Raw genomic sequence first — 23,411 nt, 5'->3', positions numbered from 1 at the left:
GATTTTGAGAGAGTGCCACTATGCATGGTGCATGTCGAGCGCCCGGCCGAGTCGGCCCGCGACCGACGTTGACAGGGCCCCGCCTGCATGGAAATCTACTAGTTGGATTTTGAGAACGTAATTCTCCTTGCAGGAAAGGAAGGTGCCGCCGATGACTGTGCTGACGCTCGAGGCGGCTGGGCTGCTCGATGTCGACTCCGGTGAGATCGTCCGGCCCGGCATCCTGCACATCGAGGGCGATCGGATCGTCGGGGTCGGTGGTCCGGCGCGGGGTGAGGTCGTCGATCTCGGCGATCTCATCCTGCTGCCGGGGCTGCTCGACATGGAGGTCAACCTGCTGATGGGCGGGCGCGGCGAGACCGGGCTCTCCTCCAGCGTGAAGGACGACCCGGCGCTGCGCGTGCTGCGCGCCGTCGGCAACGCGCGGCGCACGCTGCGCGCGGGGTTCACCACGGTGCGCAACCTCGGGCTCTTCGTCAAGACCGGCGGCTACCTGCTCGACGTCGCGCTCGGCAAGGCGATCGACCAGGGCTGGATCGAGGGGCCGCGGATCGTGCCCGCCGGGCACGCCATCACCCCCACCGGCGGGCACCTGGACCCGACCATGTTCGCCGCCTTCGCCCCCGACGTGCTCAAGCTGACCGTCGAGGAGGGGCTCGCCAACGGCGTCGACGAGGTGCGCAAGGCCGTCCGGTACCAGATCAAGCACGGCGCGCAGCTGATCAAGATCTGCGTCTCCGGCGGGGTCATGTCGCTCACCGGCGCGCCCGGCGCGCAACACTACTCGGACGAGGAGCTGCGCGCCATCGTCGACGAGGCGCACCGCCGCGGGCTCAGGGTCGCCGCGCACACGCACGGCGCGGACGCGGTCAAGCACGCCGTCGCGGCAGGCATCGACTGCATCGAGCACGGCTTCCTCATCGACGACGAGGCCATCGACCTCATGGTCGAGCACGGCACCTGGCTGGTGCCGACCACCCGGCTCGCCGACGCCATGGACGTGTCGAAGGCCGAGCCGGAGCTGCAGGCCAAGGCCGCGCTGATGTTCCCCAAGGCCCGCACCTCGGTGCTGGCCGCGTACAAGGCCGGGGTGAAGATCGCCGTCGGCACCGACGCGCCCGCGATCCCGCACGGCCGCAATGCCGACGAACTGGTGGCGCTGGTGGAGCGCGGACTGCCCGCGGTGGACGTGCTGCGCGCGGCCACGATCCGCGGCGCCGAGCTGATCGGCGTCGAGGACCGCGGGCGGCTCGCCGAGGGGTTGCTGGCCGACGTGATCGGCATCCCCGGCGACCCGATCGAGGACATCACGCACACCAGGGACGTGCGGTTCGTGATGAAAGGCGGAAAGATCCATGTCCAGAAGTGACGACCTGCTGGAGATCCAGCAGACACTGGCCCGGTACGCGGTGACCATCACCAAGGGCGATATCGAGGGGCTGCTCGCGGTCTTCACCCCGGACGGCAGCTACAGCGCCTTCGGCGACACCTACACCCTCGACCTCTTCCCCGACCTCGTCGCGGCGGCGCCCAAGGGGCTCTTCCTGACCGGGCTCCCGGTGCTGGAGATCGACGGCGACACCGCCGAGGGCACCCAGCCGCTCTGCTTCATCGACCAGAGCACGCACGACATGCGCATCGGGTACTACACCGACGCGCTGGTGCGCACCGCGGACGGGTGGCGGATCAAGACGCGGCGGATGACCTTCATCCGGCGCAGCGGGGATCACGACTCCGGGATTCCGCACGCCTTCGAGCGCACCAAGGGATGAGCGGTGATGCGGACCCGGCCGCGGGAGCGGGCGTGAGCGGCGGAGGCGCGGCGGGGGCAGGCTTCGCCGGTGCGCCTGGCGTCGCGGAGTTCCGTTCGGCGCTGCGGGCCTGGCTGGCGGAGCACGACCTCTCCCCCGATCCGGACCACTCCCTCGACGGGCAGGTGGCGCAGCTGCTGCGGGTGCGGAGCGCGCTCTTCGACGCGGACTGGATCCGCTACGGCTGGCCCACCGAGGTGGGCGGGCTCGGCGGCCCGGCCGCGCTGCGCGCCGTGCTCGGCGAGGAGATCGCCTCCCGCGACCTGGCCGAGCCCGGCATCTGGTCGATGATCGAGGTGCTCGCGCCGACCATGATCTCCTACGCCCGCCCGGAGCTGGCCGCCGAGATGGTGCCGCTGCTGCTCTCCGGCCGCGAGCAGTGGTGCCAGGGCTTCTCCGAGCCCGGCTCCGGCAGCGACCTGGCCTCGCTCAGCACCAAGGCCGTCCCCGACGGCGACACCTGGGTGGTCTCCGGGCAGAAGGTCTGGACCAGCCTGGCGCAGTACGCGGCCCGCTGCGTCCTGCTCACCCGCACCGGGCCCGGCCACGACGGGATCACCGCGTTCTTCGTCGACATGGACTCCCCCGGCATCACCGTCCGCCCGCTGCGCACCATGCACGGCGTCGACGAGTTCGCCGAGGTGTTCTTCGACGACGTGGTCGTCCCCGCCGACCGCATGCTCGGCAAACCGGGCGACGGCTGGCGGGTCGCCATGGACCTGCTCCCGCACGAGCGCTCCACCTGCTTCTGGCACCGCATCGCCTACCTCTTCACCCGGCTGGACCAGGTGCTCGAGCAGACCACGCAGACCGACGACGCCGCGCTCGGCGCCGCCTACCTGGCGCTGCACCAGGTGCGCAGCCGCTCCCGCGGCACCCAGCGCAACCTCGCCGCCGGCGCCAGGCTGGGCCCGGAGACCTCGATCGACAAGGTGCTGCTCGCCACCGCCGAGCAGCGGCTCTTCGACACCGCGCGGGAGCTGCTGCCCGGCGCGGTCGAGCTGGACGACGGGCCGTGGCGCACCGAGTTCCTGTACTCGCGGGCGGCCACCATCTACGGCGGCACCGCCGAGATCCAGCGCAACATCATCGCGCGCCGCCTGCTCGACCTCGGAAAGGAGTAGGCGTGACCCTGGACGCCGCCGAACTGGCGATGCTCACCGACACCCTGCGCCGCACCCTGTCCCGCGCCTCCGGCCCGGAGCTGGTCACCGCGCTCGGCGAGCTCGGCTGGCCCGACCTGCTCGACGACGCGCCCGAGCTCGCCGTTCCGCTGGTCTTCCGGCTGCTCGGGGAGACCGGTGCGCACGCCCCGCTGCTGCTCGACGTGCTCCGGCACGCCGGCGCCGCCCCCTCGGCCCTGCCCTTCGCGGGCGGCCGGTGGGTGGAGTGGTCCGAATCGCCCTCGGCAGGCGGACCCGGCGCGGACGGGGTCGGCTCCAGCGGGATCGGGTACGACGCGAACAGCCGGCACGCGGGCGAGACCAGCGCGGGCGGGCACCGGCCCGACAGAGACGGGTCGGGCGGCGACCTCGTTCCCGGCTCGGTGGACGAGGCGCTGCCGCTGCGCGCGGCCGCGGCGGGGGCGACGCTGCCCGCGCACGCGCTCGCCGAGGGGCGCCGGGCGCTGGGCTGGTGGCTGCTCGGCACCGGCCACGCCATGCTCGCCCTCGCCCGCACGCACGTGCTGGAGCGCACCCAGTTCGGCCGCCCGCTCGCCTCGTTCCAGGCGGTCAGGCACCGCCTCGCCGAAACCCTCGTCGCCCTGGACGGCGCCGAGGCCGCGCTGCTCGTCGCCGACGAGGCGGCCGCGGCGGCCACCGTGGCCGGTACCGCCCCGGCGGTGCACGGCCTCGACCCGGCCGAGGCCGCGACGCACGCCGCGCTGCTGGCGAAGGCCGCGGCCGGGCAGGCGGGGCTGACCGCGGCCAGGCACTGCCAGCAGGTGCTCGGCGGCATCGGCTTCACCGCCGAGCACGCGCTGCAGGGCCACGTGCGCCGCACCCTGGTGCTGGACGGACTGCTCGGCAGCGCACGGGAACTCACCCGCGAGGCAGGCGCCTACATCCGGAACGCGGGCGCGGCACCCCGGCTCGCCCAGCTCTGACCGGCACCACAGCGGGCACGCACGGCCGCGCGGCCGATCGTGCTCGGCGCGGCCGTGCCGAGTGGATCTCGAGGTCGGTATCCCGTTGCGCGAACGCGCGTTTCATGCCCTCGGCGGCGGGCCGCTAGCGTCGGAGCCATGGAGTGGAGTCTGTGCTCGGCAGGAGAGCTTTCAGCGGCCATGCGGGCGGGCGAGGTGACCTCGGTGGAGCTCACCGACGAGGCGATCGCCCGCATCGAACGCGACGACGAGGCGATCAACGCGATCTGCGTCCCGGATTTCGACCGGGCGCGGGCCGCGGCACACCGTGCCGACCGGGCGCGGGCCCGCGGCGCGGAGCGGCCGCTGCTCGGTATCCCGATCACGGTCAAGGAGTCCTACGACATCGCCGGGCTGCCGACGACCTGGGGCATGCCCGCACACCGGGACCACATCCCGACCGAGGACGCGGTGCAGGTGTCGCGGGTGCAGGCGGCGGGCGCGGTGATCCTCGGCAAGACCAACGTGCCGTTCATGCTGCGCGACATCCAGACCTTCAACGACATCTACGGCACCACCCGCAACCCGTGGGACCACGACCGCACCCCGGGCGGGTCGTCCGGCGGGTCGGCCGCGGCGCTGGCCGCCGGTTTCGGCGCGCTGTCCATCGGCTCCGACCTCGCCGGTTCGCTGCGCACCCCCGCGCACTTCTGCGGCGTCTACGCGCACAAGCCGACGCTCGGGCTGGCGCCGACCCGCGGCATGGCCGCCCCGCCCGCGCCCGCCCTGCCGATCGACCTCGACATCGCCGTCGCGGGGCCGATGGCGCGCACCGCCGGTGACCTCGCGCTGCTGCTCGACGTGATGGCGGACCCGACCCGCTCACCCACGGCATCGCCTACCACCTCGCCCTGCCACCCCCGCGCCACGAGCGGCTCGCCGACTTCCGCGTCCTGATCGTCGAGGACCACCCCCTCATCCCGACCGGCTCGGCCGTGCGGGCCGCCGTGAACCGGGTCGCCGACGCACTCCTCGACGGGGGCACCCGCGTCGAACGGCACAGCCCGCTACTGCCCGACCTGACCGAAGCGGCGACGCTCTACCTGCTGCTGATGCTGTCGAACGCCGCCGCCGGTCTGCCCACCGACGTCTACGACCAGCTCCGGACCCACGCCGCCGCCCTCGGCGCGGACGACCGCGGTCTGGCTGCGGCACGATCGCGCGGCATGGTTCTCAGCCATCGCGACTGGGTCGAGGCGAACACCCGCCGCGAACTCCACCGCCACGACTGGCGGCGGCTCTTCGGCGAGTTCGACGCCGTGGTGTGCCCGATCACGCCCACCCCCGCCTTCCCGCACGACCACAGCGGCGATCTGGAGACCCGGCGCGTCGATATCGACGGCGTCGAACACCCGTACTTCGATCAGCTCGTCTGGGCCGGTGTGGCCGGCCTGCCCGGGCTGCCCGCCACGGCCGTCCCCGCGGGCCGATCCCCCGGGGGGCTGCCGGTGGGGGTGCAGCTCCTCGGCCCGATGTTCGAGGACCGCACCCCGCTGCGGCTGGCCGAGCTGCTCGAGCGGAAACTCGGCGGCTTCCTGCCACCGCGGTAGCCGCCTACCGGAACGCCCGGTACCGGAGCGATCTCCGGTACCGGGCGTTCGGCGGACCCGACGGGTCAGCAGGCGGTCGAGGTGCCGCCCTGGATGGCGATCAGCGCGCAGAAGGTGGCCGAGGCGACCTTCCAGGTGCTGCCCTCCTTCACCGCCTGCCCGGTCTGGTCCGGGAGCACCGGCGCGCCGTTGATCAGCAGCGAGTAGCCGACATCGGCATTGCTCGCGTCGACCAGCTTGATCGCGCCGACCGAGACCGTGGTGCCCTGGCCCTGCGGGTTGCTCGCCTGCGCCTGCAGGATCTGCAGGAAGGCATCACCGCTCTGCACCTGCGCGGCCCGCTTGTCGGCGGGCTGCGTGGCGTCGAAGAAGGTGGTGTATGCCTGGGTGATCGCCTGCGTGGTCGCCGCGTCGGCGGTGGCGGGCGCGGCCGTCGTGGTGGCGGCGGCCTTGGTGCTCGTGGCCGCGTCGGACTCGTCGTCCGAGCCGCAGCCGACCAGCACGGCGGACGCGACGACCGCGAGACCGATACACGCTGTCGCCTTGCGGAAGAGGGATTCGCGCATGAAACTTCCTCGTTTCAGGGGGAGGGAACGGACGATTTCCGGACCTACTGCATCTTGGCCTTCATATCGTCCAGATGAACCAGAACCGGGAAACCGTTGACGCTCAACGCGTTCCCGTGCCCGGTCTGATGGGAGTCGAACACCGACTGGATGGCCGCGTAGAAGCCCTGCACGTCCAGCGTCTGGTTGACGGCCCGTTTGGCCTGGCGCAGGCCGAAGGCGGGCATGGTCGCGATGTGCGCGGCCAGTTGCCTGGTGTGCGAGTCGAGCTCGTCCCGCGGCACCACGGTGTTCACCATGCCGGTCTGGCGCGCCTCCTCGGCGGTGACCGGCCGGCCGGTGAACAGGATCTCCTTCGCCTTGCGGGCGCCGAGCTCCCAGGTGTGGCCGTGGTATTCGACGCCACCGATCCCCATCATCACCACGGGATCGGAGAACAGCGCGTCCTCGGCGGCCACGATCAGGTCGCAGGGCCAGCACAGCAGCAGGCCACCGGCGATGCACCGGCCCTGCACCGCCGCGATGGACGGTTTGGGCACGTTGCGCCAGCGCAGCGAGTACCCGAGGTACCGCTGCGACTCGGAGCCGTAGATCTGCTCCAGCGTGATCTTGTCCGTCCAGCCCTTGCCTGCCTTGAGATCGTGCCCGGAGGAGAAATGTTTGCCCTCCGCCCGCAGCACGATCACCGCGACCTCCGTGTCCTCGGCGGCGCGGGTCCACGCGGCGTCGAGTTCGTCCAGCAGCTCACTGTTCTGGGCGTTGGCCACTTCGGGCCGGTCCAGGGTGATGGTGGCGATACGGTCAGCGACTTCGTAACGGATGTACAAGACGTGCTCCTTGCCGCCGGGGTGCGATGAGAGCGAGAATAACATTCTCAGTTGCGGAAGTTATAGTCTCTGGAAAGACGGAACATGCGTACCGTGACGGCACTGTCGCATGACGTTCTCCGGTACAGTGCATTCATGTTCTCTTCATATGACCGGGGATCGAGGTGCCCGTGACCAGCCCGAGCGAGAAGCCGGCCTGGAAGCAGCGCGCGATCGAGCGGTCGCTGCGCTCGGCGAAGCTACGCGCGGAGGAGCGCGTGCAGCGTTTCCTCGACGCCGCCCAGGCCATCATCACGGAGAAGGGAAGCACCGACTTCACCGTGCAGGAGGTCGTCGACCGCTCCCGCCAGTCGCTGCGCAGCTTCTACCTGCAGTTCGACGGCAAACACGAGCTGCTGCTCGCGCTCTTCGAGGACGCGCTGGCGCGCACCTCCGAGCAGCTGCGCGCGGCCGCCGACGGCCAGACCGACCCGATGGACAAGCTCCAGGTCGCGGTCGAGCTGCTCTTCGAGCTGTGCCGGCCGGATCCGGCGGCGCAGCGCCCGCTCTTCACCGACTTCGCCCCGCAGCTGCTCGTCTCGCACCCGGGTCACGTCAAGGTGGCGCACGCGCCCATGCTCGCGCTCTTCACCGAGTTGATGGACCAGGCCAAGGAGAAGGGCGAGCTGGGCCAGGACATGAACTCCCGCCGCACCGCCGCCATGGTGATGCAGACGGTCATGTTCACCGCCCAGTCCACCGGCGCGGTGGACGAGGAGACGCAGCATCCGATCACCGCCACCGAGGTGTGGAACTTCTGCGCGCACGGTTTCGCGCGCGGGTAGCAAGGAACGAATCCCCGGGTCCGGACACGGTGAGGGTGTCCGGTGGGCCGCCGGAGAGAACGAACGCACGCGGGAGCGAGCGGAGGGACGCCGCCCTCCGCTCGCTCACCCGTTTCAGGGGGCGGGGACCTCGATCACGGTCGCCGACCCCATGCCGCCGCCCGCGCAGAGCGCCGCGATGCCGAAGCCGCCGCCGCGGCGGCGCAGCTCGTGCACCAGCGTGACGATCATGCGGGCGCCGGTCGCCGCCACCGGGTGGCCGAGCGAGCACCCGCTGCCGCTGTAGTTCACGATCTCCGGATTCAGGTCGAGCGCCTTGATGGTGGCGATCGGCACCGAGGCGAACGCCTCGTTGATCTCGATCAGCTTCACCTGGCCCAGCGTGATCCCGGCCCGGCGCACCACCTTGGTGATCGCCTCGATCGGCGCCAGCCCGGTGACCGCCGGATCCACGCCGACCGAGGCCCAGGCCCGGATGTAGCCGAGCGCGGGCAGCCCCAGCTTGTCGCTGGCGATGGCGAGCGCCGCGGCGCCGTCGTTGGCGCCGGAGGCGTTGCCCGCGGTGATCGAGAAGCCCTCGATCTCCGGGTGCAGCACCTTGAGCGAGGCCAGCTTCTCCAGGCTGGTCTCCCGGCGCGGGTGCTCGTCGGTGTCGAAGAGGCCGTGCGGGGTCTCGATCGGGACGATCTCCTCCTTGAAGCGCCCCTCGTCGATCGCCGCGATGGCGTTGCGGTGCGAGCGCAGCGCCCAGGCGTCCTGCTCCTCGCGGGTGAGCCCGGCGCGGACCGCGGCGTTCCAGCCCACCGTGATGGACATGTCCATGGCCGGGGCGTCCGGGCGGTCCGGGTGGCTGGGCGAGGTCCACGGGTCGATCCACTCGTCCTCGCCGACCTTGAAGCGGGCGCGCGGCGCGGTGGAGTCGCTGTTCACGCCGCCCGCGATGATCAGCTCGTCCATCCCGGACCTGATGCCTGCCGCCGCGGACTGCACCGCGGCCATCCCGGCCGCGCAGTGCCGGTTCTGCGCCAGCCCCGGCACCGTCGTGAGCCCGGCGGTGACCGCCGCGTGCCTGGCCAGCACGCCGCCGCCGTAGCGGCCCTCGCCGAGGATGACGTCGTCGAGCCGCGCGGTATCCAGCCCCTCGGCGGCCGCGCTCACCACGTGGTGGGCCAGGTCGAAGGCGTTGGTGTCGCGCAGCGTCCCCTTCCTGGCGGTACCGATCGGTGTCCGCAGCGCGGAGACGATGACGGCTTCGGGCATGGAGGGCCTCCCCGGTTCGTGGTGAGAATAGTATTCTTTGTATTCGAGAGTACGACTTGCGAGAAGGGATTGCGACATGCAGATCGATGGAGGCTCCGCGCTCGTCGTCGGCGGTACCGGTGGGCTGGGCGAGGCGACCGTGCGGAGGTTGCACGCCGCGGGCGCGCGCATCGTCGTGGCCGACGTGGCCGACGACAAGGGCAAGGAGCTCGCGAGCGAACTCGGCATCCGCTACGTGCACACCGACGCCACCGACGAGGACTCGGTGCGCGCCGCCGTCGAGGAGGCGGAGTCGCTCGGCCCGCTGCGCATCGCGGTCGACACCCACGGCGGCCCCGCCACCGGCGGGCGGCTGATCGGCAAGGACGGAAAGGCGCTCTCTCTCGACGGCTTCCGCACCACGATCGAGTTCTACCTGACCGCGGTCTTCAACGTGCTCCGGCTCTCCGCCGAGGGCATCGCCCGCAGCGAGCCGCTCGAGGAGGGCGCCCGCGGCGTCATCGTCACCACCTCCTCGATCGCCGGCTACGAGGGCCAGATCGGCCAGCTCCCCTACGCCGCGGCCAAGGGCGGCGTCGCCGCCATCACCCTGGTCGCCGCCCGCGACCTCTCCCCGCTCGGCATCCGCGTCGTCTCCATCGCCCCCGGCACCATCAACACCCCCGCCTACGGGCAGAACGCCGACAAGCTCGAGGCGTACTGGTCCCCGCAGATCCCGTTCCCCAAGCGGATGGGGCGCTCGGACGAGTACGCGAAGCTCGCGGTGAGCATCATCGAGAACGATTACCTCAACGGTGAGGTCATCCGCCTGGACGGCGCCCTGCGCTTCCCGCCGAGGTAGTGCCGGTCGGCGCCGAGGCGCCGGCGACCGACATGACGAAGGCCGGGCCGCCCGAAAGGGCGAACCCGGCCTCGACCTCGACCTCGACCCCGCTTCTGCCGCTTCGTCTCCTCCGCCTCGCGACGCAGCCGACCTAGAGATCAGCGGGAAGGATCCGGAACGAGCGGAAATCCGGAGTCAGGGGTTCGATTGCGCGAAAATCACGCTGATCGAGGGTGAAGACTTGATCGGTCTTGTACTTGTCGGCGAGCGCGACGCCGACAGCGTCGGCGAGATCCAGCTGTAAGCCTTCGTACTTGGCCCGAACACTCTGCGCTGTCGACAGATCGACATGCTTCAGCTCGGCGAGTCGATACCGTCCCTCGATAGCACGATTCAGCAGGGCATCGGTGATGTTCATGGCCGCCGCGAAACCGAGATCGCGCCGAGTCAGATGATCCAGCTCGGTCAGCACGAGCGGCGAGATGATCAGGGTTTCCCGCTCCATCACCCGCAGCGCTTGCTCGTGTTCATCCTGGTCGGCATCGAACGCCGCGAAGAGCGCCGATGTGTCGGCGACAACGATCACCGACGGCCCGACCGCTGCTTGATCTGCTGATAGATATCGTCACGCATCTCATCGGTATCGCGCGAGCGCCCGCTGCGGAACACCGGCAGCGGCGCGTCGTTGCGCGGGCGGTCGGACGCGTCGAGCAGCATGGCGATGCCACGGCGAATGAGCTCCGCCTTGCTCACCCCGGTCGCCGACGCTTCCGCATCGAGCCTGAGTTCCAGCTCGTCCGGCAGGTACACCGTCGTCTTCACCATGCCACATATGGTACCACCCACGTCCACCACCCAATGGGCTGCCTGCCCGCCGGGACCCCTACTTCCCCGCGGTGAGCTTCGCGATCGTCGCGTGGAAATCCGGATGCTGGAACGAAAGATCCTCGGCGGCGTTGGCGTAGTCGAGCGTGGCCAGCACCGCGCGCTCCAGGTGCAGGTTGAGCAGCCGCTTGGTGCTCTCGACCGCCTGCTGCGGCAACTCGAGAATGCGCTTGGCGGCGGCGAGCGCCTCGGTGAGGGGGTCGGCGACGACGTGGTTCACCAGCCCCATCTCGCGGGCCCGCTCGGCGGGGATCTTGGCGCCGGTGAGCGCGTACTCCTTGGCGAGCAGCAGGCTGGTGTGCAGCGGCCAGGTGAGCGGGCCGCCGTCGGCGGCGACCAGCCCGACCTGCACGTGCGGGTCTTTCAGGTACGCGGTCTCGGCGATGTAGGCGATGTCGCTGAGCGCGACCAGGCTGCAACCGAGGCCGACGGCGGGGCCGTTCACGGCGGTGACGAGCGGGAGCCGCAGCCGGGCCATGCCGAGCACGATCTCGCGGCCGTGCCGGATCGTCTTGGCGCGCAGCGGCGCGTCCTGCGCCAGCTCCGCGAGGTAGGCGAAGTCGCCGCCGGCGGAGAAGGCCTTGCCCGCGCCGGTGAGCACGGCGACCCGCGCCTCGGGGTCGTCGTCGAGCTGCGGCCAGAGCTTCGCCAGCCCGGTGTGCAGGCTGTCGTTCACCGCGTTGAGCGCGTCGGGGCGGTTCAGCGTGATGATCCGGAGCGGGCCTTCGGCGTCGACGCGGATCTCGGCGGGCAGGTCGTACATGATCAGGCTCCTAGGTCGAGAATGCGCTGGGCGATGATGTTCTTCTGGATCTGCGAGGTGCCGCCCATGACGCTCTGGGCCCGGCTGTAGAGGTAGTGGCCGAGCATCTCCTCGTCGCCGGTCCCGGCGACGGTGAGCGCGGCGTGCCCGACGGACTGCTCGACCCAGGTCATGAGCAGTTTGTCCAGCGAGCCGTCGGGGCCGTGCGTGACGCCGTCGAGCTGTTCGGAGAGCCTGCGCCGGACGTGCAGCCGCAGCATCTCGGTCTGCACGGCGGCCCAGGCCAGCTCCTCCGGCTGCGGGCCGTCCACCCGGGACTGCAACTGCCGCACCGTCTTCGCGTAGCGGGCGGCGAAGCCGAGCGTGGACGGCTCGCGTTCGTGGCCGACGACGGTCATCGCCAGTTTCCAGCCGTCGCCGGGCGCGCCGACCATCTGCGCGGCGGGCACCCGGGCACCGTCGAAGAGCACCTGCCCGAATTCCTTGGTGACGCCGCTGATCATGGTGAGCGGGCGCTGCTCGATCCCGGGCTGCTTCATCGGCACGATGAAGCCGGAGATGCCGCGGTGCCGCGGCGCGTCGGGGTCGGTGCGGGCCAGCAGCAGGCACCAGTCGGCGACGTCGGAGTAGCTGGTCCAGATCTTGTGGCCGTGCAGGACGTAGTCGTCGCCGTCCCTGGTGGCGGTGGTGCGCAGCGAGGCCAGGTCGGAGCCGGCCCCCGGCTCGCTGAAGCCCTGGCACCAGCGCTGCGTGCCGTCGATCATGCCGGGCAGGAAGCGCTGCTGGAGCTCGGGGCTCGCGTGCCTGCCGAGCCCGACCACCAGGTAGCCGAGGCTGGGCCGGGCGGGGGCGCCCGCGGCGGCCAGCTCCTCGTCCAGGATCACGTCGTAGACCGGGGGAAGCGCGTGCCCGCCGAACTCGGCGGGCCAGGAGAGGCCGAAGAACCCGGCGCCGTAGAGCGCGCGGTGCCACTCGCCCGCGCGCGCCCAGTACGCGTCGCCGGAGGACGGGAACTCGCCGGCCACCCCGGCCAGCCAGGTCCGCAGCCGCGCCCGGAACTCGGCCTCCGCGGGCGAATCACGAAAGTCCATGGTCGATCTCCTCCAGACGGACGCCGAACAGTTCGGTCGAGGTGAGCACCCGGCGCAGGAACACGTGCGCGAGGCACTCCCAGGTGTTGCCGATGCCGCCGTGCACCTGGATCGAGGTCTCGCAGACGGTGCGCGCGGCGCGGGCGGTGTAGATCTTGGCGATCCGAGCGGCGCGCAGCGCCTCGGCGGGCGGCAGCTCGTCCACCGCCCAGGCGGCGTGCCTGAGCACGCTGATCGAGCCCTCGATCAGCGCCCTGCTCTCCGCGAGCAGGTGCGCGACGGCCTGGTACGAGCCGATGGTGTGGCCGTACTGCTCGCGCATCCGCGCGTACTCGACGGCCAGATCCTGGACGCCACGCGCGGCGCCGAGCAGGTCGGCGGTGGTCGTGGTGACGGCGAGCGCCTGCCACTGGGTGATCCGCTCGGGCGCGAGCTCGCCGAGCTGCTCGGTGGTGCCGGTGATCTCGGCGGTGTGCCGGGTGAGGTCGGCGCCGGGCAGCCGCTCCCCCACCTCGGCGGCGAGCAGCTGCCGGCCGTCGAGCAGCAGCACCCGCTGCCGCCCGGCGGCATCCGCGGGACGGTCGGGGGCGCCACCCGGCACCGCGATGTCGATCGCGCGGCCGCCGAGCCCGATGGTCGCGAAGCCGTCGACCGGCCCGCGCAGGTCGTCGGCGAGGACCGGGCCGAGGAACGGCACGTCGACCAGCCCGCGCCCGAACTCCTCGGCGACGAGCGCGACCTCGACGCCGGTGGCGCCGTCCGAGCGCAGCGTGCGCCAGCCCGCGGTGCTCACCGCCTTCTCCAGCCGGGCCAGCCGCTTCGCGTCGTCCAGCTCGGCCACCGAACCGGGGCCGAGGTCGTCGGCGAGTTTCGCCGCGGCATCGCGCAGCTGCCGCTGCTCACTGGTCAGTCGGACGTCCATAGCGCTCCTCGAGGACTCGGCGCAGCACCTTGCCGGAGGGCAGGCGCGGGATCTCGGGCACGAACACGACCCGGCGGGGCCGCTTGTAGCCGGCCAGGTGCGTGCCGACCAGGGCGATCAGCTCATCGGCGGTGACGCCGTCGGCGCGCACGGCGGCGACGACGGCCTCGCCGTCGCGTTCGTCCGGGGTGCCGAAGACGGCGCAGTCGTGCACCTGCGGGTGGCCGTGCAGCACGGCTTCGATCTCGGCGGGCGCGACCTGGAAGCCGCGCACCTTGATCATCTCCTTGGCCCGGTCGGTGAGCCGGATCCAGCCGTCGGCGTCGACCAGGCCGACGTCGCCGGTGCGGTACCAGCCGTCGGCGAAGGCGCTCGCGTTCTCGGAGTCCGGCAGGTATCCGGCCATGATCGAGGCGGCGCGGCACTGGATTTCGCCGAGTTCGCCCGGCGGCAGCGGTGCACCGCTGCCCAGCTCGGCCACCCGGATCTCGACGCCGGGCGCGGCGCGGCCGACGGTGTCCAGCCGGGCTCCGGTCAGCGGGTTGCAGGCGATCACCGGCAGCTCGCTGGCGCCGTAGGCGGGCAGCCACGGCACGCCGGTGCGCGCGGTGACCCGCTCGGCGACCTCGGCGGTGACCGGGGTGGCGCCCCACATGATGTAGCGCAGCGAGCTCAGGTCGTAGCGCTCCAGCTCCGGGTGCGCGGCGAGGGCGAGCGCGATCGGCGCGACCGCCATCTCCACCGTGATCCGCTCCGCGGCGATGGTGCCGAGCACGGTGTCCAGGTCGAACCGGCGGTGCAGCCGCATGCTCGCGCCCGCCTCCAGCACGGTGAGGATATTGAGCAGCCCGAGGATGTGCGAGGGCGGCGTGGCGATCTGCAGCCGGTCGGCGGCGGTCAGCCCGAGCACCTCGATCCACTGCCGCACCGCGACCGCGAGCGAGCCGTGCGTGTGCCGCACCGCCTTCGGCAGCCCGGTGGTGCCCGAGCTGAAGACCAGCACCGCGTCGGCGTCCGGATCGGGCGCGGCGTCCACCGCTTCGGCCGGGGTGATCGGCTCGTCCAGGTGCCGCATCGGCAGCCGCGCGGCCAGCTCACCGTTGTCGCCGACGGCGTGCGCGGGCTCGGTGATCGCCAGCGCGTGCGCGACCTCGCCCGCCTTCCAGGCCGGGCTCAGCAGCACGACCGCGGCGCGTAGCCGCCACACCGCGAGCACCGCGATCACGAACTCGGGGCGATTGCCGGACATGAGCGCGACCCGGTCACCCGCGCGGACGCCGCGGGCCGCCAGCTCGGCCGCCAACCCGGCCGCGAGCGCGCTCAGCTCGGGCCGGGTGTAGGCGCGATCCTCGAAGAGGAGCGTCCCGTCAGCCGCCATCTTGGAAGTTCCCGTCGCATAGGTGAGAATGTAATTCTCTTTGCATTAGAATATACGTACCAGGAGGAGGATGTTCATGGCGAGTCCCAGTTCTTCAGGTCCGACGGACGGCACCGTGACCGTCATCCTGAACGGCAGGAAGACGGCGGTGCCGCGGCGTTCGGGCGAGACGCTGCTCGAGACCGCCAGGCGCGCGGGGCTCAGCCCGCCGTTCTCCTGCGAACAGGGCAACTGCGCCACCTGCATCGCCGTGGTGACCGAGGGGCACGCCACCATGCGGCAGAACGAGGCGCTGGCCGAGGACGAGGTCGAGGAGGGGTACATCCTCACCTGCCAGGCCGTGCCGGACACCGCCGACATCACGGTCGACTACGAGTAGCAGCGCCCGCTGTCGGCGGGAGCGGCCCGCCGACGGCCCCTTCCCCGCCCCGGGGCCGCACGACGGTGCACGCGTCCCGGCGCCGACCGATCCGCATTCGGGCAGGTCGACGCCGGAAGGCGCACTCGCTCAGCGCAGTTCGCGGGCGAGAACCGCGATCATCTCCCTGGTGCGGCGCTTGGACGCCACCAGCGTGTCCCGATCGTCGCCGATCGGGAGCAGCCGGATGGAGAGGTCGGTGGCGCCCGCCTCGGCGTAGCGGCGCAGCCCGGCGGCGATGGTCTCCTCGTCGCCCGCGATGCAGAGGTCGCCGATGTCGCGGGCGTCGCCCTGCTCCAGCAGCCGCTGGTAGTTCGGCGAGACCTCGGCCTCGCCGAGGATCCGGTTGGCCCGCGCCTTCGCCTCGTCCACCTGGTCGGCGGCGCAGAGGCAGACCGGCAGCCCGGCCACGATCCGCGGCGCGGGCCTGCCCGCGTCGGCGGCCGCCTTGCTGATCTTGGGCAGCACGTGGTGCTCGATGGCGCGCTCGTCGGCCATCCAGAGCACGGTGCCGTCGGTGCGCTCGCCCGCGATCCGCAGCATGACCGGGCCGAGTGCGGCGATCAGCACCGGGACCGGCGCCACCGGGCCCAGGTCCAGCGGGTTGTGCACGGTGAAGGTGTCGTTCTCCACGTCCACCGAGCCGGTGCCGCGCAGCGCGGCGTTCAGCACGTCGAGGTAGTCGCGGGAGTAGGCGGCAGGCTTCTCGTAGGGCAGCCCGAGCATGTCCCGCACGATCCAGTGGTGCGACGGCCCGACGCCGAGCGCGAGCCGCCCGCCCGCCGCGGCGTGCGCGGAGAGCGCCTGCCTGGCCAGCGCGATCGGGTGCTGCGCCTGCAGCGGCACCACCGCGGTGCCGAGCTCGATCCGCGATGTCTTCAGCCCCATCGCCGCGATGGTGATGAGCGCGTCGAAATCGGTGGGGATCTGCGGAATCCAGGCGGTGTCCATTCCCGCCGATTCGGCCCACTCGATGTCGCGCAGCATGCGCTCCAGCTTGCGGCCGGAATCGCCCTTCTCCGGACCGATCATCACGCCGATGCGCACGGTGCCTCCCACCAGGTCCGAGACCAATTTTGCACGTGGTTGTTCATTGACGGATATGCTACTTCCAGAAAATGAGAATGCCAATACCGCCGCCGCGAGGAGAACCATGCCCGACCAGGACCGTCCGCTGCTCGATCGCACCGTGGTGATCTCCGGCGCCAGCCGGGGCATCGGCCTCGCCATCGCGGTGGCCGCCGCCGAGCAGGGCGCGAACGTGGTGCTGCTGGCCAAGACCGCGGAGCCGCACCCCCGGCTGCCAGGCACCGTGCACACCGCGGCCGCCGAGGTGGAGGCGGCGGGCGGCAGGGCCGCGGCGGTCGTCGGCGACGTGCGCCGGGAGGAGGACGTGGCGCGGCTGGTGCAGACCGCCGTCGAGCGGTTCGGCGGCATCGATGTCGTGGTGAACAACGCCTCCGCCATCGCGACCGAGCCGACGCACGAGCTGAGCCCGAAGCGCTTCGACCTGATGCAGGACATCAACCTGCGCGGCACCTTCCTGCTCACCGCCGCCGCCCTGCCGCACCTGCGGGACTCGGCCAACCCGCACGTGCTCACCATCGCGCCGCCGGTGAACCTGAATCCGCGCTGGCTCGGCGCGCACCCGGTCTACACGCTCTCCAAGTACGGCATGACGCTGCTCTCCCAGGGCTGGGCGGCCGAGTACGCCGACGCCGGGATCGCCTTCAACTGCCTGTGGCCGCAGACCTTCATCGCCACCTCGGCGGTGGCCGCGCTGCCGGACGCGGAGAACCAGCTGGCCGCGGCGCGCAGCCCGCGGATCATGGCGGACGCGGCGGTCGCCATCGTGACGCAGCAGGCGAAGTCGGTCACCGGCAACTGCTTCCTCGACGCCGACGCCGTCTCGGTCTACGCCGGGATCGATGATCTGGCCCGCTACGGCGGCGGCGCCAACCCGACGCCGGATCTCTTCCTGGACTGAGGTTTCCATGACGCAACCCCCCGCCCCGCTGCGTGTCGTGCAGTGGGCGACCGGAACCATCGGCGGCTACGCGCTGCGCTCGGTGCACGCGCACCCCGGGCTGGAACTCGTCGGCGTGCGCGTGCACTCGCCCGCGAAGGTCGGCCGGGACGCGGGCGAGCTCGCCGGGATCGCGCCGATCGGCATCGCGGCGGTCGGCACCCTGGACGAGGTGCTGGCGCTGCGCCCGGACTGCGTCCTCTACATGCCGCTCGCCTTCGACGCCGACGAGGTCTGCGCGCTGCTCGCGGCAGGCAGCGACGTGGTGACGACCTGCGGGCTCTTCCACCATCCGGCGAGCACCGAGCCGGCGCTGCGCGAGCGGGTCACCGCGGCCTGCGCGGCGGGCGGGAGCACGCTGCACAGCACCGGGAGCAGTCCGGGGTTCATCACCGAGGCGGTGCCGCTGGTGCTCGCCTCGATCCAGCGCGAGCTCACCGGGATCGTCATCGACGAGTACGCCGACCTCTCCCGCCGGGACTCGCCCGAGCTGCTCTTCGACGTGATGGGGTTCGGGCGGGAGCAGACGGCGGTGAGCGAGTTCCTCGCCCCGCACATGCTGAGCAGCTTCGGGCCCTCGCTGCGGCTGGTCGCCGAGGCGCTCGGGCTGGTGCTGGACGACGTGGTGGCGCACGCCGAGCTGGCGACGGCGCGCACCGAGGTGCGGATCGCGGCGGGCACCATCCCGGCGGGAACCGTCGCCGCGCAGCGCATCACCGTGAACGGCATCCGCGCGGGCGCGCCGCTGCTCACCTTCCGCGCCACCTGGTACTGCACCCCCGATCTGGCGGTCGAGTGGCCGATCGGCGACACCGGCTGGCACATCTCGGTGCGCGGCGACGCCCCGCTCGAGGTCGACCTCCGGTTCGCGGTGCCGCTGGAGCGGATGGCGGCGGTCTCGCCCGCGTTCACCGCCAACCGGGCGGTGAACGTGGTCGCGGCGGTGTGCGCGGCCGGGCCGGGGATCCGCAGCAGCGTCGAGTTGCCGCAGATCATCCCCCGGCTGGGCTGAGTACGGCCGGGCCGGGTACGGCCGGGTCGAGGGCTACGGCCGGGCCGAGCTGTTGCGCCCGGCTGAGGCACCACCAGCGCCGCCGACCCGCCGCGAACCCGGCGCGGGCGATTCGGGACGCTGCCGAGGCGGCCCCGGTCACCGCTATCCGGCGGCCACCGACGTACCGGCGCGGTGCAGCTCGACCGCGGCCTGCGTCTCCGCCAGCACCAGGTCGGCGTTGATCTGCACCCCCGCCATCGCCCCGGCCGCGGCTGCGGCGCCGACCTGCGCGGAGAGGTCGGCGACGTTGCCCGCGACCCAGATGCCAGGCACCGCGGTGCGGCCGAGGGCGTCGGCGGGCACAGTCTCGCCCATGCCGGACGGGTGCTCCTCGGTCGCCAGCCCGAGCCCGGCGAGCAGCCCACCGCGCGCCACCATGCGCGGCCCGACCACGATCACCTCGCGCGACAGCACGGTGCCGTCGCCCAGCCGCACCCCGGTGATCCGGTCATCGGCGATCACCACTTCTTCGACGGTGCCCGGCACGAGCGCGATCCCGCGCGCGGCGAGCTGCTCGACCTGCTCGGCGCCGGGCGGCGCGGTGTGCGCGAACACCGTGACGTCGGCGCTCAGCTGCCGGAAGAGCAGCGCCTGGTGCACCGCGTTCGGCCCGGTGGCGATGATCCCGATCGCCCGGTCGCGCACCTCCCAGCCGTGACAGTAGGGGCAGTGCAGCACGTCCCGCCCCCACCGCTCGCGCACCCCTGGAATCTCCGGCAACTCGTCAACCAGCCCGGTCGCGACGAGCAGCCGCAGCGCCGACACCGCCCGACCGTCGGCGAGCGTCACCGTGAAGCCGTCGCCCGCGCGGGTCACCTCGCGCACCTCGCCACGCACGATCTGCCCGCCGTACCCGCGCACCTCGGCCTGCCCGCGCGCCACCAGCTCGGCGGGCGGGGTCCCGTCCCTGGCCAGCAGGCCGTGCACCCCGTCCGCCGGGGCATTGCGCGGCGCGCCCGCGTCGATCACCAGCACCGAGCGCCGCGAGCGCGCCAGCATGAGCGCCCCGTTCAGCCCGGCGGCGCCGCCACCGATCACCACCACGTCGTAGTCGTCCCGCAATTCTTCGGTCACCCTGACCACCTCCTCGGCTCCGAGGGTGCCCGCCGACCTAGGAAAGCGGCAACTTTGTTTGCCGAAGTGGCAACTCGCTGGGCAGAATGGGGCGATGGACGACGACCTGGACCGCGCGCTGGAGGCGGTCGGCCCCCGGCTGCGGGCCCTGCGCAAGCAGCGCGAGACCACGCTGGCCTCGCTCGCCGAGACCACCGGCATCTCGGTGAGCACGCTCTCCCGGCTGGAGTCGGGCAGCCGCAAGCCGACCCTCGAGCTACTGTTCCCGCTGGCCAGGGCGCACGGCGTCACCCTGGACGAGCTGGTCGACGCGCCGCCGACCGGCGACCCGCGGGTGCACCTGCGCCCGGTCCCGGGCCGCGGCGGCATGACCTTCCTCCCGCTCACCAAGCGCCCCGGCGGGATCCAGGCCTACAAGCTGGTGATCCCGGCGGGCGACAGCCGCCGCGAACCGACCCAGCAGACGCACGAGGGCTACGAGTGGATCTACGTGCTGAACGGCCGGTTGCGGCTGGTGCTCGGCGAGCACGACCTGGTGCTCACCCCGGGCGAGGCGGCCGAGTTCGACTGCCGGGTGCCGCACTGGTTCGGCTCCGCGGACGCCGAATCGGTCGAGTTCCTCAGCCTCTTCGGCAAGCAGGGCGAGCGCGCGCACCTGCGCGCCCGCCCGCGCGCCGAGCCGGGCTGAGACCTGCTGCCGCCGCGGTTATCTCGGCATCCGGTCGCGCCTGCCGCGCTCCGAGGGCGGCTCAGCCCAGGTGCCTGCGCAGGAAGTGCAGCTGGTGCTCGACCGTGGCGGTGTGGAATTCGCCGCCGGGCCAGACGTCGAAGTGGTCGCACGGGTAGTGCCTGACCTCGGCGCGGGCGGCGAAGGCGGCCTTGGCGGCGGCGTGCGGCGGGGCGGCGCGGTCGAAGTCGGCGATCTGCACCAGCACCGGCACGGTGATGTCGGCGGCGCGGCGAGCCGGGCGGTAGCCCGGGAGCGTCAGCAGCACGGCGGGGTCGATGCCGTTCTGCCAGGTGGGGCCGCTGAGCGCGCGGTAGGAGCGCTCGTAGCCGTCGAGCGAGAGCGCCGCGCCGCTGCCGGGCGCGCCGACCAGCGGGATGAGCCCGGGTTTGCCGCGCAGCCGGGCGATTCCGGCGCGCACGCCGCCCGCCGCGCCCCGCAGCGAGGCGAGCGGGCCGCCGTGCCGCAGCGCGTGCCGCACCGCTGCGCGGCCGTCGACCAGCGGGGTCATCGAGACCACCGCCGCCACCAGCGGCTCGACGCCGCCGATCCGCGGTACCGAAGCACCCACGCCGTCCGGCACGAGCCCCAGCGCATCGCTCGAGGCCTGCGCACCGTTCGGGGCCTGCGCACCGTTCGGGGCCTGCGCACCGTTCGGGGCCTGCGCACCGTTCGGGGCCTGCGCGCCGTTCGGGGCCTGCGCGCCATTCGGGGCCTGCGCGCCATTCGGGGCCTGCGCGCCGCTGGCAGCCCGCGCGCTGTTCACGCCCTGCGCACTCGCGGCGCCGTACTCGGCCGCCAGGGCGAGCACATGGCCTCCCGACATCGAAACGCCCCACAGCACGATCCGCTCGGGATCGACGCCGGGCAGCCCGGCGGCGGCCGAGATCGCGGCGCGGTAGTCGGCGATCTGCTCGCCCATCCGCATGCGCTGCCGCGGCTCCCCCGCACTCCCGCCGAACCCGCGGAAGTCGATGGCGAGCGCGTCGATTCCGGCCCCGGCCAGCGCGGTGGCGAAGGGGGCGAGCCCCGAGTCCTTGGTCCCGCCGAACCCGTGCGCGAGCACCGCGACCGGCCGCCCGGCCGGGCCGGCGAGATCGTCCGCGGTGGCCGCGAAATGCCACGCCTCGCAGCGTATCCCGGCCGAGTCGAAGGTCAGCGCGGTGGCGCCCACCGGCAGCGTTGTGGTCATGACGTTCCCCGATCGGCCGGCGTCCGGCCGTAGACGGTGCGCAGCCACACGGTGACCACGGCATTGACGTAGTTCTCCCGCTCCAGCCCGTCGCCGAGCGTGAGCCGTTCCAGCAGCCGCTCGTTGAGCAGCAGCAGTACATCGGCGAGCGCGGTGGCGTCCGCGCCGTCGGGGGCGCGGCCCGCCGCGCGCTCGCCGTCGATCATGGCGGCGATGGCCGGGATGAAGGCCTGCCGATCCGCCTCCCACATGCGCCGCACCTCGGGCGAGGCGTAGCGCGCCTCCAGCGCGGCGCGCAGCAGGTGCCGGTGCCGCTCGGAGAATTCGACGAGGCCGCGCGCGGTGTGCTCGATCCGCACCGCCGGGTCGCCCGCGCCGACCAGCACGTCGGTCACCGCGAAGATCTCGTCGTACATCTCCTCGAGCGTCGCGGCCACCGCGGCCGCCTTGTTCTCGAAGTAGAAGTAGAAGGCGGAGCGGGTCACCCCGGCGCGCTTGGAGATCTCCGCGATGGTGATCGGGTCCAGGTCGCCGCCGCTGTCCTTCAGCAGCTCGGCCAGCGCGCCGAGCAGGGCGGAGCGCCGCAGGTCGCCGCGGTGCGGCGCGCGGCGGTCGGTGCGCGCCCGAGCGCTCACGTGGCCCGCCCGGCGAGCGCCCCCGCCCTGCGGTACCCGGCGGGCAGCTCGCGCACCCGCAGGTCGTGTTCGTAGAGCCAGTAGTCCAGCTGCTGGGTGTGCCTGGCGGTGTTCATCATGTGCCCGATGAACTTCTGCTCGTCCTCGTCGATCACCGCCTGCATCTCCGAGTCCGACGGCGGCCGGTAGTGCCCGGCCGCGAAGGCCGCGACCAGCCGGGCCTGGCACTCGACGAACGGGAAGAGCGTCGGGAACGGCTGCGCGAAGCCGACGAAGGCCAGATCGTCCAGCCCCGGCTTGAAGATCCGCTTGTAGAGCTGGATCCGGTTGCCCGGCGCGCTGAGGAACTCCGGGTCGAAGAAGGGGAAGGTGATGTTGTAGCCGGTGCAGTAGATGATGACGTCGAAGTCCTTCGCCTGCCCGTCCTCGAAGTGCACGGTGCGCCCGTCCAGCCGGGCGACGTTGCCGACCGCGGTGACGTCGCCGCTGCCGAGCCGCAGCGGCAGCTCGACCGACTGGGTCGGGTGCGCCTCCATGAACTTGTGGTTCGGCGCGGGCAGCCCGTAGTTCACCGGGTTGCCGGAGATGACCGGGGTGAAGAGCTGCGCCAGCTTGCGCTGCCAGCGCAGCGGCACGTACGGCAGGGTGCGGTAGTAGCGGTCGGCGGGGGTGCCCGCCAGGTACTTCGGCACCACCCAGGCGCCGGAGCGGGTGGAGAGCCAGACCTCGTTGTCCATGGCGCGCGAGGAGAGCTCGACGGTGATGTCGGCGGCGCTGTTGCCGATGCCGACGATCAGGATGCGCTTGCCGTACAGGTCGAGCGGGGTGCGCGGGTCGACGTAGGCGTGCGAGTGGATCGCATCGCCGGTGAACTCGCCGGGGAAGTCGGGGAAGCGCGGGTCCCAGTGGTGCCCGTTCGCCACCACCAGCAGGTCGAAGCGGCGCTGCTCGCCGCGCTGGGTGGCGATGTTCCAGCCGCCGTCGGGCAGCCGCTCGGCGTGCGCGACGCCGTTGCCGAACTCGATCCGGCGCTTCAGCTCGAAGGCGCTGGCGTACCCCTCCAGGTACTCCTTGATCTGGCTGTGGTGCGGGAAGTCCGGGTAGGTCTCCGGCATCGGGTAGTCCCGGAAGGAGAGCTGGTACTTCGAGGTGTCGATGTGCAGCGAGCGGTAGGCGGCGCTGTGCCCGTTCGGGTTGCCGAAGGCCCAGTTGCCGCCGATCCGGTCGGACGACTCGAAGCAGGTGTACGGGATCCCGTAGTCGCCGAGCATCTTCCCGGTGGTCAAACCGCTGATCCCGGCGCCGATCACGGCGACCGTCGGATGGGGCATCGGGCCTCCTGCCACTGTGCCGTCGACGGTAGCGTGACGGCGATCACACGCACTCTAAGCCGCTATTCGACGCGCGTCAATAAAAATCCACGCTTGTTTCTGGAACAG

At 72.2% G+C, this 23,411-nt stretch carries 26 protein-coding genes; 12 read left to right on the top strand and 14 right to left on the bottom strand.

Annotated elements, in window-relative coordinates; genetic code table 11:
- Positions 1–157: 157 nt before the first annotated feature.
- The 6 genes from LTT61_RS29390 to LTT61_RS32755 all read left to right on the top strand — a co-directional run bounded on the left by LTT61_RS29390 (position 158) and on the right by LTT61_RS32755 (position 5,507).
- Positions 158–1,369, top strand: a complete 1,212-nt coding sequence (locus LTT61_RS29390; RefSeq protein ID WP_233021248.1) for a metal-dependent hydrolase family protein — start codon at positions 158–160, stop codon at positions 1,367–1,369.
- Complete coding sequence (locus LTT61_RS29385) at positions 1,356–1,772, top strand: nuclear transport factor 2 family protein (RefSeq protein WP_233017254.1); 417 nt, start codon at positions 1,356–1,358, stop codon at positions 1,770–1,772. Before LTT61_RS29390 ends, LTT61_RS29385 begins: the two co-directional genes overlap by 14 nt.
- A gap of 32 nt (positions 1,773–1,804) precedes the next feature.
- Positions 1,805–2,935, top strand: coding sequence for an acyl-CoA dehydrogenase family protein (locus LTT61_RS29380; RefSeq protein WP_233017253.1), 1,131 nt, complete (start codon positions 1,805–1,807; stop codon positions 2,933–2,935).
- A gap of 29 nt (positions 2,936–2,964) precedes the next feature.
- A complete protein-coding gene (locus LTT61_RS29375; RefSeq protein ID WP_233021247.1) occupies positions 2,965–3,918 on the top strand; it encodes an acyl-CoA dehydrogenase family protein in 954 nt (317 codons plus the stop codon).
- A gap of 138 nt (positions 3,919–4,056) precedes the next feature.
- Positions 4,057–4,854, top strand: coding sequence for an amidase family protein (locus LTT61_RS32760; protein WP_269821816.1), 798 nt, complete (start codon positions 4,057–4,059; stop codon positions 4,852–4,854).
- The gene (locus LTT61_RS32755) at positions 4,791–5,507 is read left to right on the top strand and encodes an amidase family protein (RefSeq protein WP_332909260.1); all 717 of its coding nucleotides are present in this window, start codon (positions 4,791–4,793) and stop codon (positions 5,505–5,507) included. Before LTT61_RS32760 ends, LTT61_RS32755 begins: the two co-directional genes overlap by 64 nt.
- Positions 5,508–5,572: 65 nt before the next feature.
- Here the strand turns inward: LTT61_RS32755 and LTT61_RS29365 are convergent, their stop codons facing one another.
- Together LTT61_RS29365 and LTT61_RS29360 are read right to left on the bottom strand one after the other, a co-directional pair.
- Positions 5,573–6,073, bottom strand: a complete 501-nt coding sequence (locus LTT61_RS29365) for a hypothetical protein (protein ID WP_233017252.1) — start codon at positions 6,071–6,073, stop codon at positions 5,573–5,575.
- A gap of 44 nt (positions 6,074–6,117) precedes the next feature.
- Positions 6,118–6,900 carry an enoyl-CoA hydratase gene (locus LTT61_RS29360; protein ID WP_233017251.1) on the bottom strand — a complete coding sequence of 261 codons (783 nt, stop codon included), beginning with the start codon at positions 6,898–6,900 and terminating at the stop codon, positions 6,118–6,120.
- A 158-nt stretch (positions 6,901–7,058) separates the two neighbouring features.
- Between LTT61_RS29360 and LTT61_RS29355 the strand changes: the two genes are divergently transcribed.
- On the top strand, positions 7,059–7,724 hold the full coding sequence (locus LTT61_RS29355; RefSeq protein WP_378612280.1) for a TetR/AcrR family transcriptional regulator: 666 nt from the start codon (positions 7,059–7,061) through the stop codon (positions 7,722–7,724).
- A 114-nt stretch (positions 7,725–7,838) separates the two neighbouring features.
- Here LTT61_RS29355 and LTT61_RS29350 read toward each other — a convergent pair whose 3' ends face one another.
- Positions 7,839–8,984, bottom strand: coding sequence for a thiolase family protein (locus LTT61_RS29350; protein ID WP_233017249.1), 1,146 nt, complete (start codon positions 8,982–8,984; stop codon positions 7,839–7,841).
- A 76-nt stretch (positions 8,985–9,060) separates the two neighbouring features.
- Between LTT61_RS29350 and LTT61_RS29345 the strand changes: the two genes are divergently transcribed.
- Positions 9,061–9,825, top strand: a complete 765-nt coding sequence (locus tag LTT61_RS29345) for an SDR family NAD(P)-dependent oxidoreductase (RefSeq protein ID WP_233017248.1) — start codon at positions 9,061–9,063, stop codon at positions 9,823–9,825.
- 133 nt (positions 9,826–9,958) lie between these two features.
- Here the strand turns inward: LTT61_RS29345 and LTT61_RS29340 are convergent, their stop codons facing one another.
- The 6 genes from LTT61_RS29340 to LTT61_RS29315 are packed head-to-tail and all read right to left on the bottom strand — an operon-like array spanning position 9,959 to position 14,846.
- On the bottom strand, positions 9,959–10,393 hold the full coding sequence (locus tag LTT61_RS29340) for a type II toxin-antitoxin system VapC family toxin (protein ID WP_233017247.1): 435 nt from the start codon (positions 10,391–10,393) through the stop codon (positions 9,959–9,961).
- A complete protein-coding gene (locus LTT61_RS29335; protein ID WP_233017246.1) occupies positions 10,390–10,632 on the bottom strand; it encodes a CopG family transcriptional regulator in 243 nt (80 codons plus the stop codon). Before LTT61_RS29335 ends, LTT61_RS29340 begins: the two co-directional genes overlap by 4 nt.
- A gap of 58 nt (positions 10,633–10,690) precedes the next feature.
- Positions 10,691–11,455: an enoyl-CoA hydratase/isomerase family protein gene (locus LTT61_RS29330; protein WP_233017245.1), complete on the bottom strand. Its 765-nt coding sequence runs from the start codon at positions 11,453–11,455 to the stop codon at positions 10,691–10,693.
- Between the two features lie 2 nt (positions 11,456–11,457).
- Entirely contained in the window at positions 11,458–12,546 is a 1,089-nt protein-coding gene (locus tag LTT61_RS29325; protein WP_233017244.1) for an acyl-CoA dehydrogenase family protein, read from the bottom strand.
- Positions 12,533–13,468, bottom strand: coding sequence for an acyl-CoA dehydrogenase family protein (locus LTT61_RS29320; RefSeq protein ID WP_233017243.1), 936 nt, complete (start codon positions 13,466–13,468; stop codon positions 12,533–12,535). The genes LTT61_RS29325 and LTT61_RS29320 overlap by 14 nt, the downstream gene beginning before the upstream one ends.
- The gene (locus tag LTT61_RS29315) at positions 13,446–14,846 is read right to left on the bottom strand and encodes a class I adenylate-forming enzyme family protein (RefSeq protein ID WP_233017242.1); all 1,401 of its coding nucleotides are present in this window, start codon (positions 14,844–14,846) and stop codon (positions 13,446–13,448) included. The genes LTT61_RS29320 and LTT61_RS29315 overlap by 23 nt, the downstream gene beginning before the upstream one ends.
- 70 nt (positions 14,847–14,916) lie before the next feature.
- Between LTT61_RS29315 and LTT61_RS29310 the strand changes: the two genes are divergently transcribed.
- Positions 14,917–15,225, top strand: coding sequence for a 2Fe-2S iron-sulfur cluster-binding protein (locus LTT61_RS29310; protein ID WP_233017241.1), 309 nt, complete (start codon positions 14,917–14,919; stop codon positions 15,223–15,225).
- Positions 15,226–15,354: 129 nt separating this feature from the next.
- Here LTT61_RS29310 and LTT61_RS29305 read toward each other — a convergent pair whose 3' ends face one another.
- Positions 15,355–16,311: an LLM class F420-dependent oxidoreductase gene (locus tag LTT61_RS29305; RefSeq protein ID WP_233021246.1), complete on the bottom strand. Its 957-nt coding sequence runs from the start codon at positions 16,309–16,311 to the stop codon at positions 15,355–15,357.
- Between the two features lie 106 nt (positions 16,312–16,417).
- On the opposite strand from LTT61_RS29305, the gene LTT61_RS29300 reads away from it, so the two are divergent.
- Both LTT61_RS29300 and LTT61_RS29295 read left to right on the top strand, forming a co-directional pair.
- Positions 16,418–17,251, top strand: a complete 834-nt coding sequence (locus LTT61_RS29300) for an SDR family oxidoreductase (RefSeq protein WP_233017240.1) — start codon at positions 16,418–16,420, stop codon at positions 17,249–17,251.
- Between the two features lie 7 nt (positions 17,252–17,258).
- A complete protein-coding gene (locus LTT61_RS29295) occupies positions 17,259–18,302 on the top strand; it encodes a dihydrodipicolinate reductase (RefSeq protein WP_233017239.1) in 1,044 nt (347 codons plus the stop codon).
- Between the two features lie 144 nt (positions 18,303–18,446).
- Here LTT61_RS29295 and LTT61_RS29290 read toward each other — a convergent pair whose 3' ends face one another.
- Positions 18,447–19,418, bottom strand: a complete 972-nt coding sequence (locus LTT61_RS29290) for an NAD(P)/FAD-dependent oxidoreductase (protein WP_233017238.1) — start codon at positions 19,416–19,418, stop codon at positions 18,447–18,449.
- Positions 19,419–19,512: 94 nt separating this feature from the next.
- Here LTT61_RS29290 and LTT61_RS29285 point away from each other — a divergent pair, with 94 nt between their 5' ends.
- A complete protein-coding gene (locus tag LTT61_RS29285) occupies positions 19,513–20,106 on the top strand; it encodes a helix-turn-helix domain-containing protein (RefSeq protein ID WP_233017237.1) in 594 nt (197 codons plus the stop codon).
- 61 nt (positions 20,107–20,167) lie between these two features.
- On the opposite strand, the gene LTT61_RS29280 is transcribed toward LTT61_RS29285, so the two are convergent.
- Genes LTT61_RS29280 through LTT61_RS29270 form a run of 3 tightly spaced genes read right to left on the bottom strand, consistent with a single transcriptional unit; the run spans position 20,168 to position 23,303 of the window.
- Positions 20,168–21,337: an alpha/beta fold hydrolase gene (locus tag LTT61_RS29280; protein WP_420094711.1), complete on the bottom strand. Its 1,170-nt coding sequence runs from the start codon at positions 21,335–21,337 to the stop codon at positions 20,168–20,170.
- Positions 21,334–21,972: a TetR/AcrR family transcriptional regulator gene (locus LTT61_RS29275; RefSeq protein ID WP_233017236.1), complete on the bottom strand. Its 639-nt coding sequence runs from the start codon at positions 21,970–21,972 to the stop codon at positions 21,334–21,336. Before LTT61_RS29275 ends, LTT61_RS29280 begins: the two co-directional genes overlap by 4 nt.
- Entirely contained in the window at positions 21,969–23,303 is a 1,335-nt protein-coding gene (locus tag LTT61_RS29270) for a flavin-containing monooxygenase (protein WP_233017235.1), read from the bottom strand. Before LTT61_RS29270 ends, LTT61_RS29275 begins: the two co-directional genes overlap by 4 nt.
- Positions 23,304–23,411: the final 108 nt, after the last annotated feature.

The sequence above is a fragment of the Nocardia asteroides genome, from assembly GCF_021183625.1.
Classification (GTDB): Bacteria; Actinomycetota; Actinomycetes; order Mycobacteriales; family Mycobacteriaceae; genus Nocardia; species Nocardia asteroides_A.
This window is presented reverse-complemented; position numbering and strand designations above follow the sequence as displayed.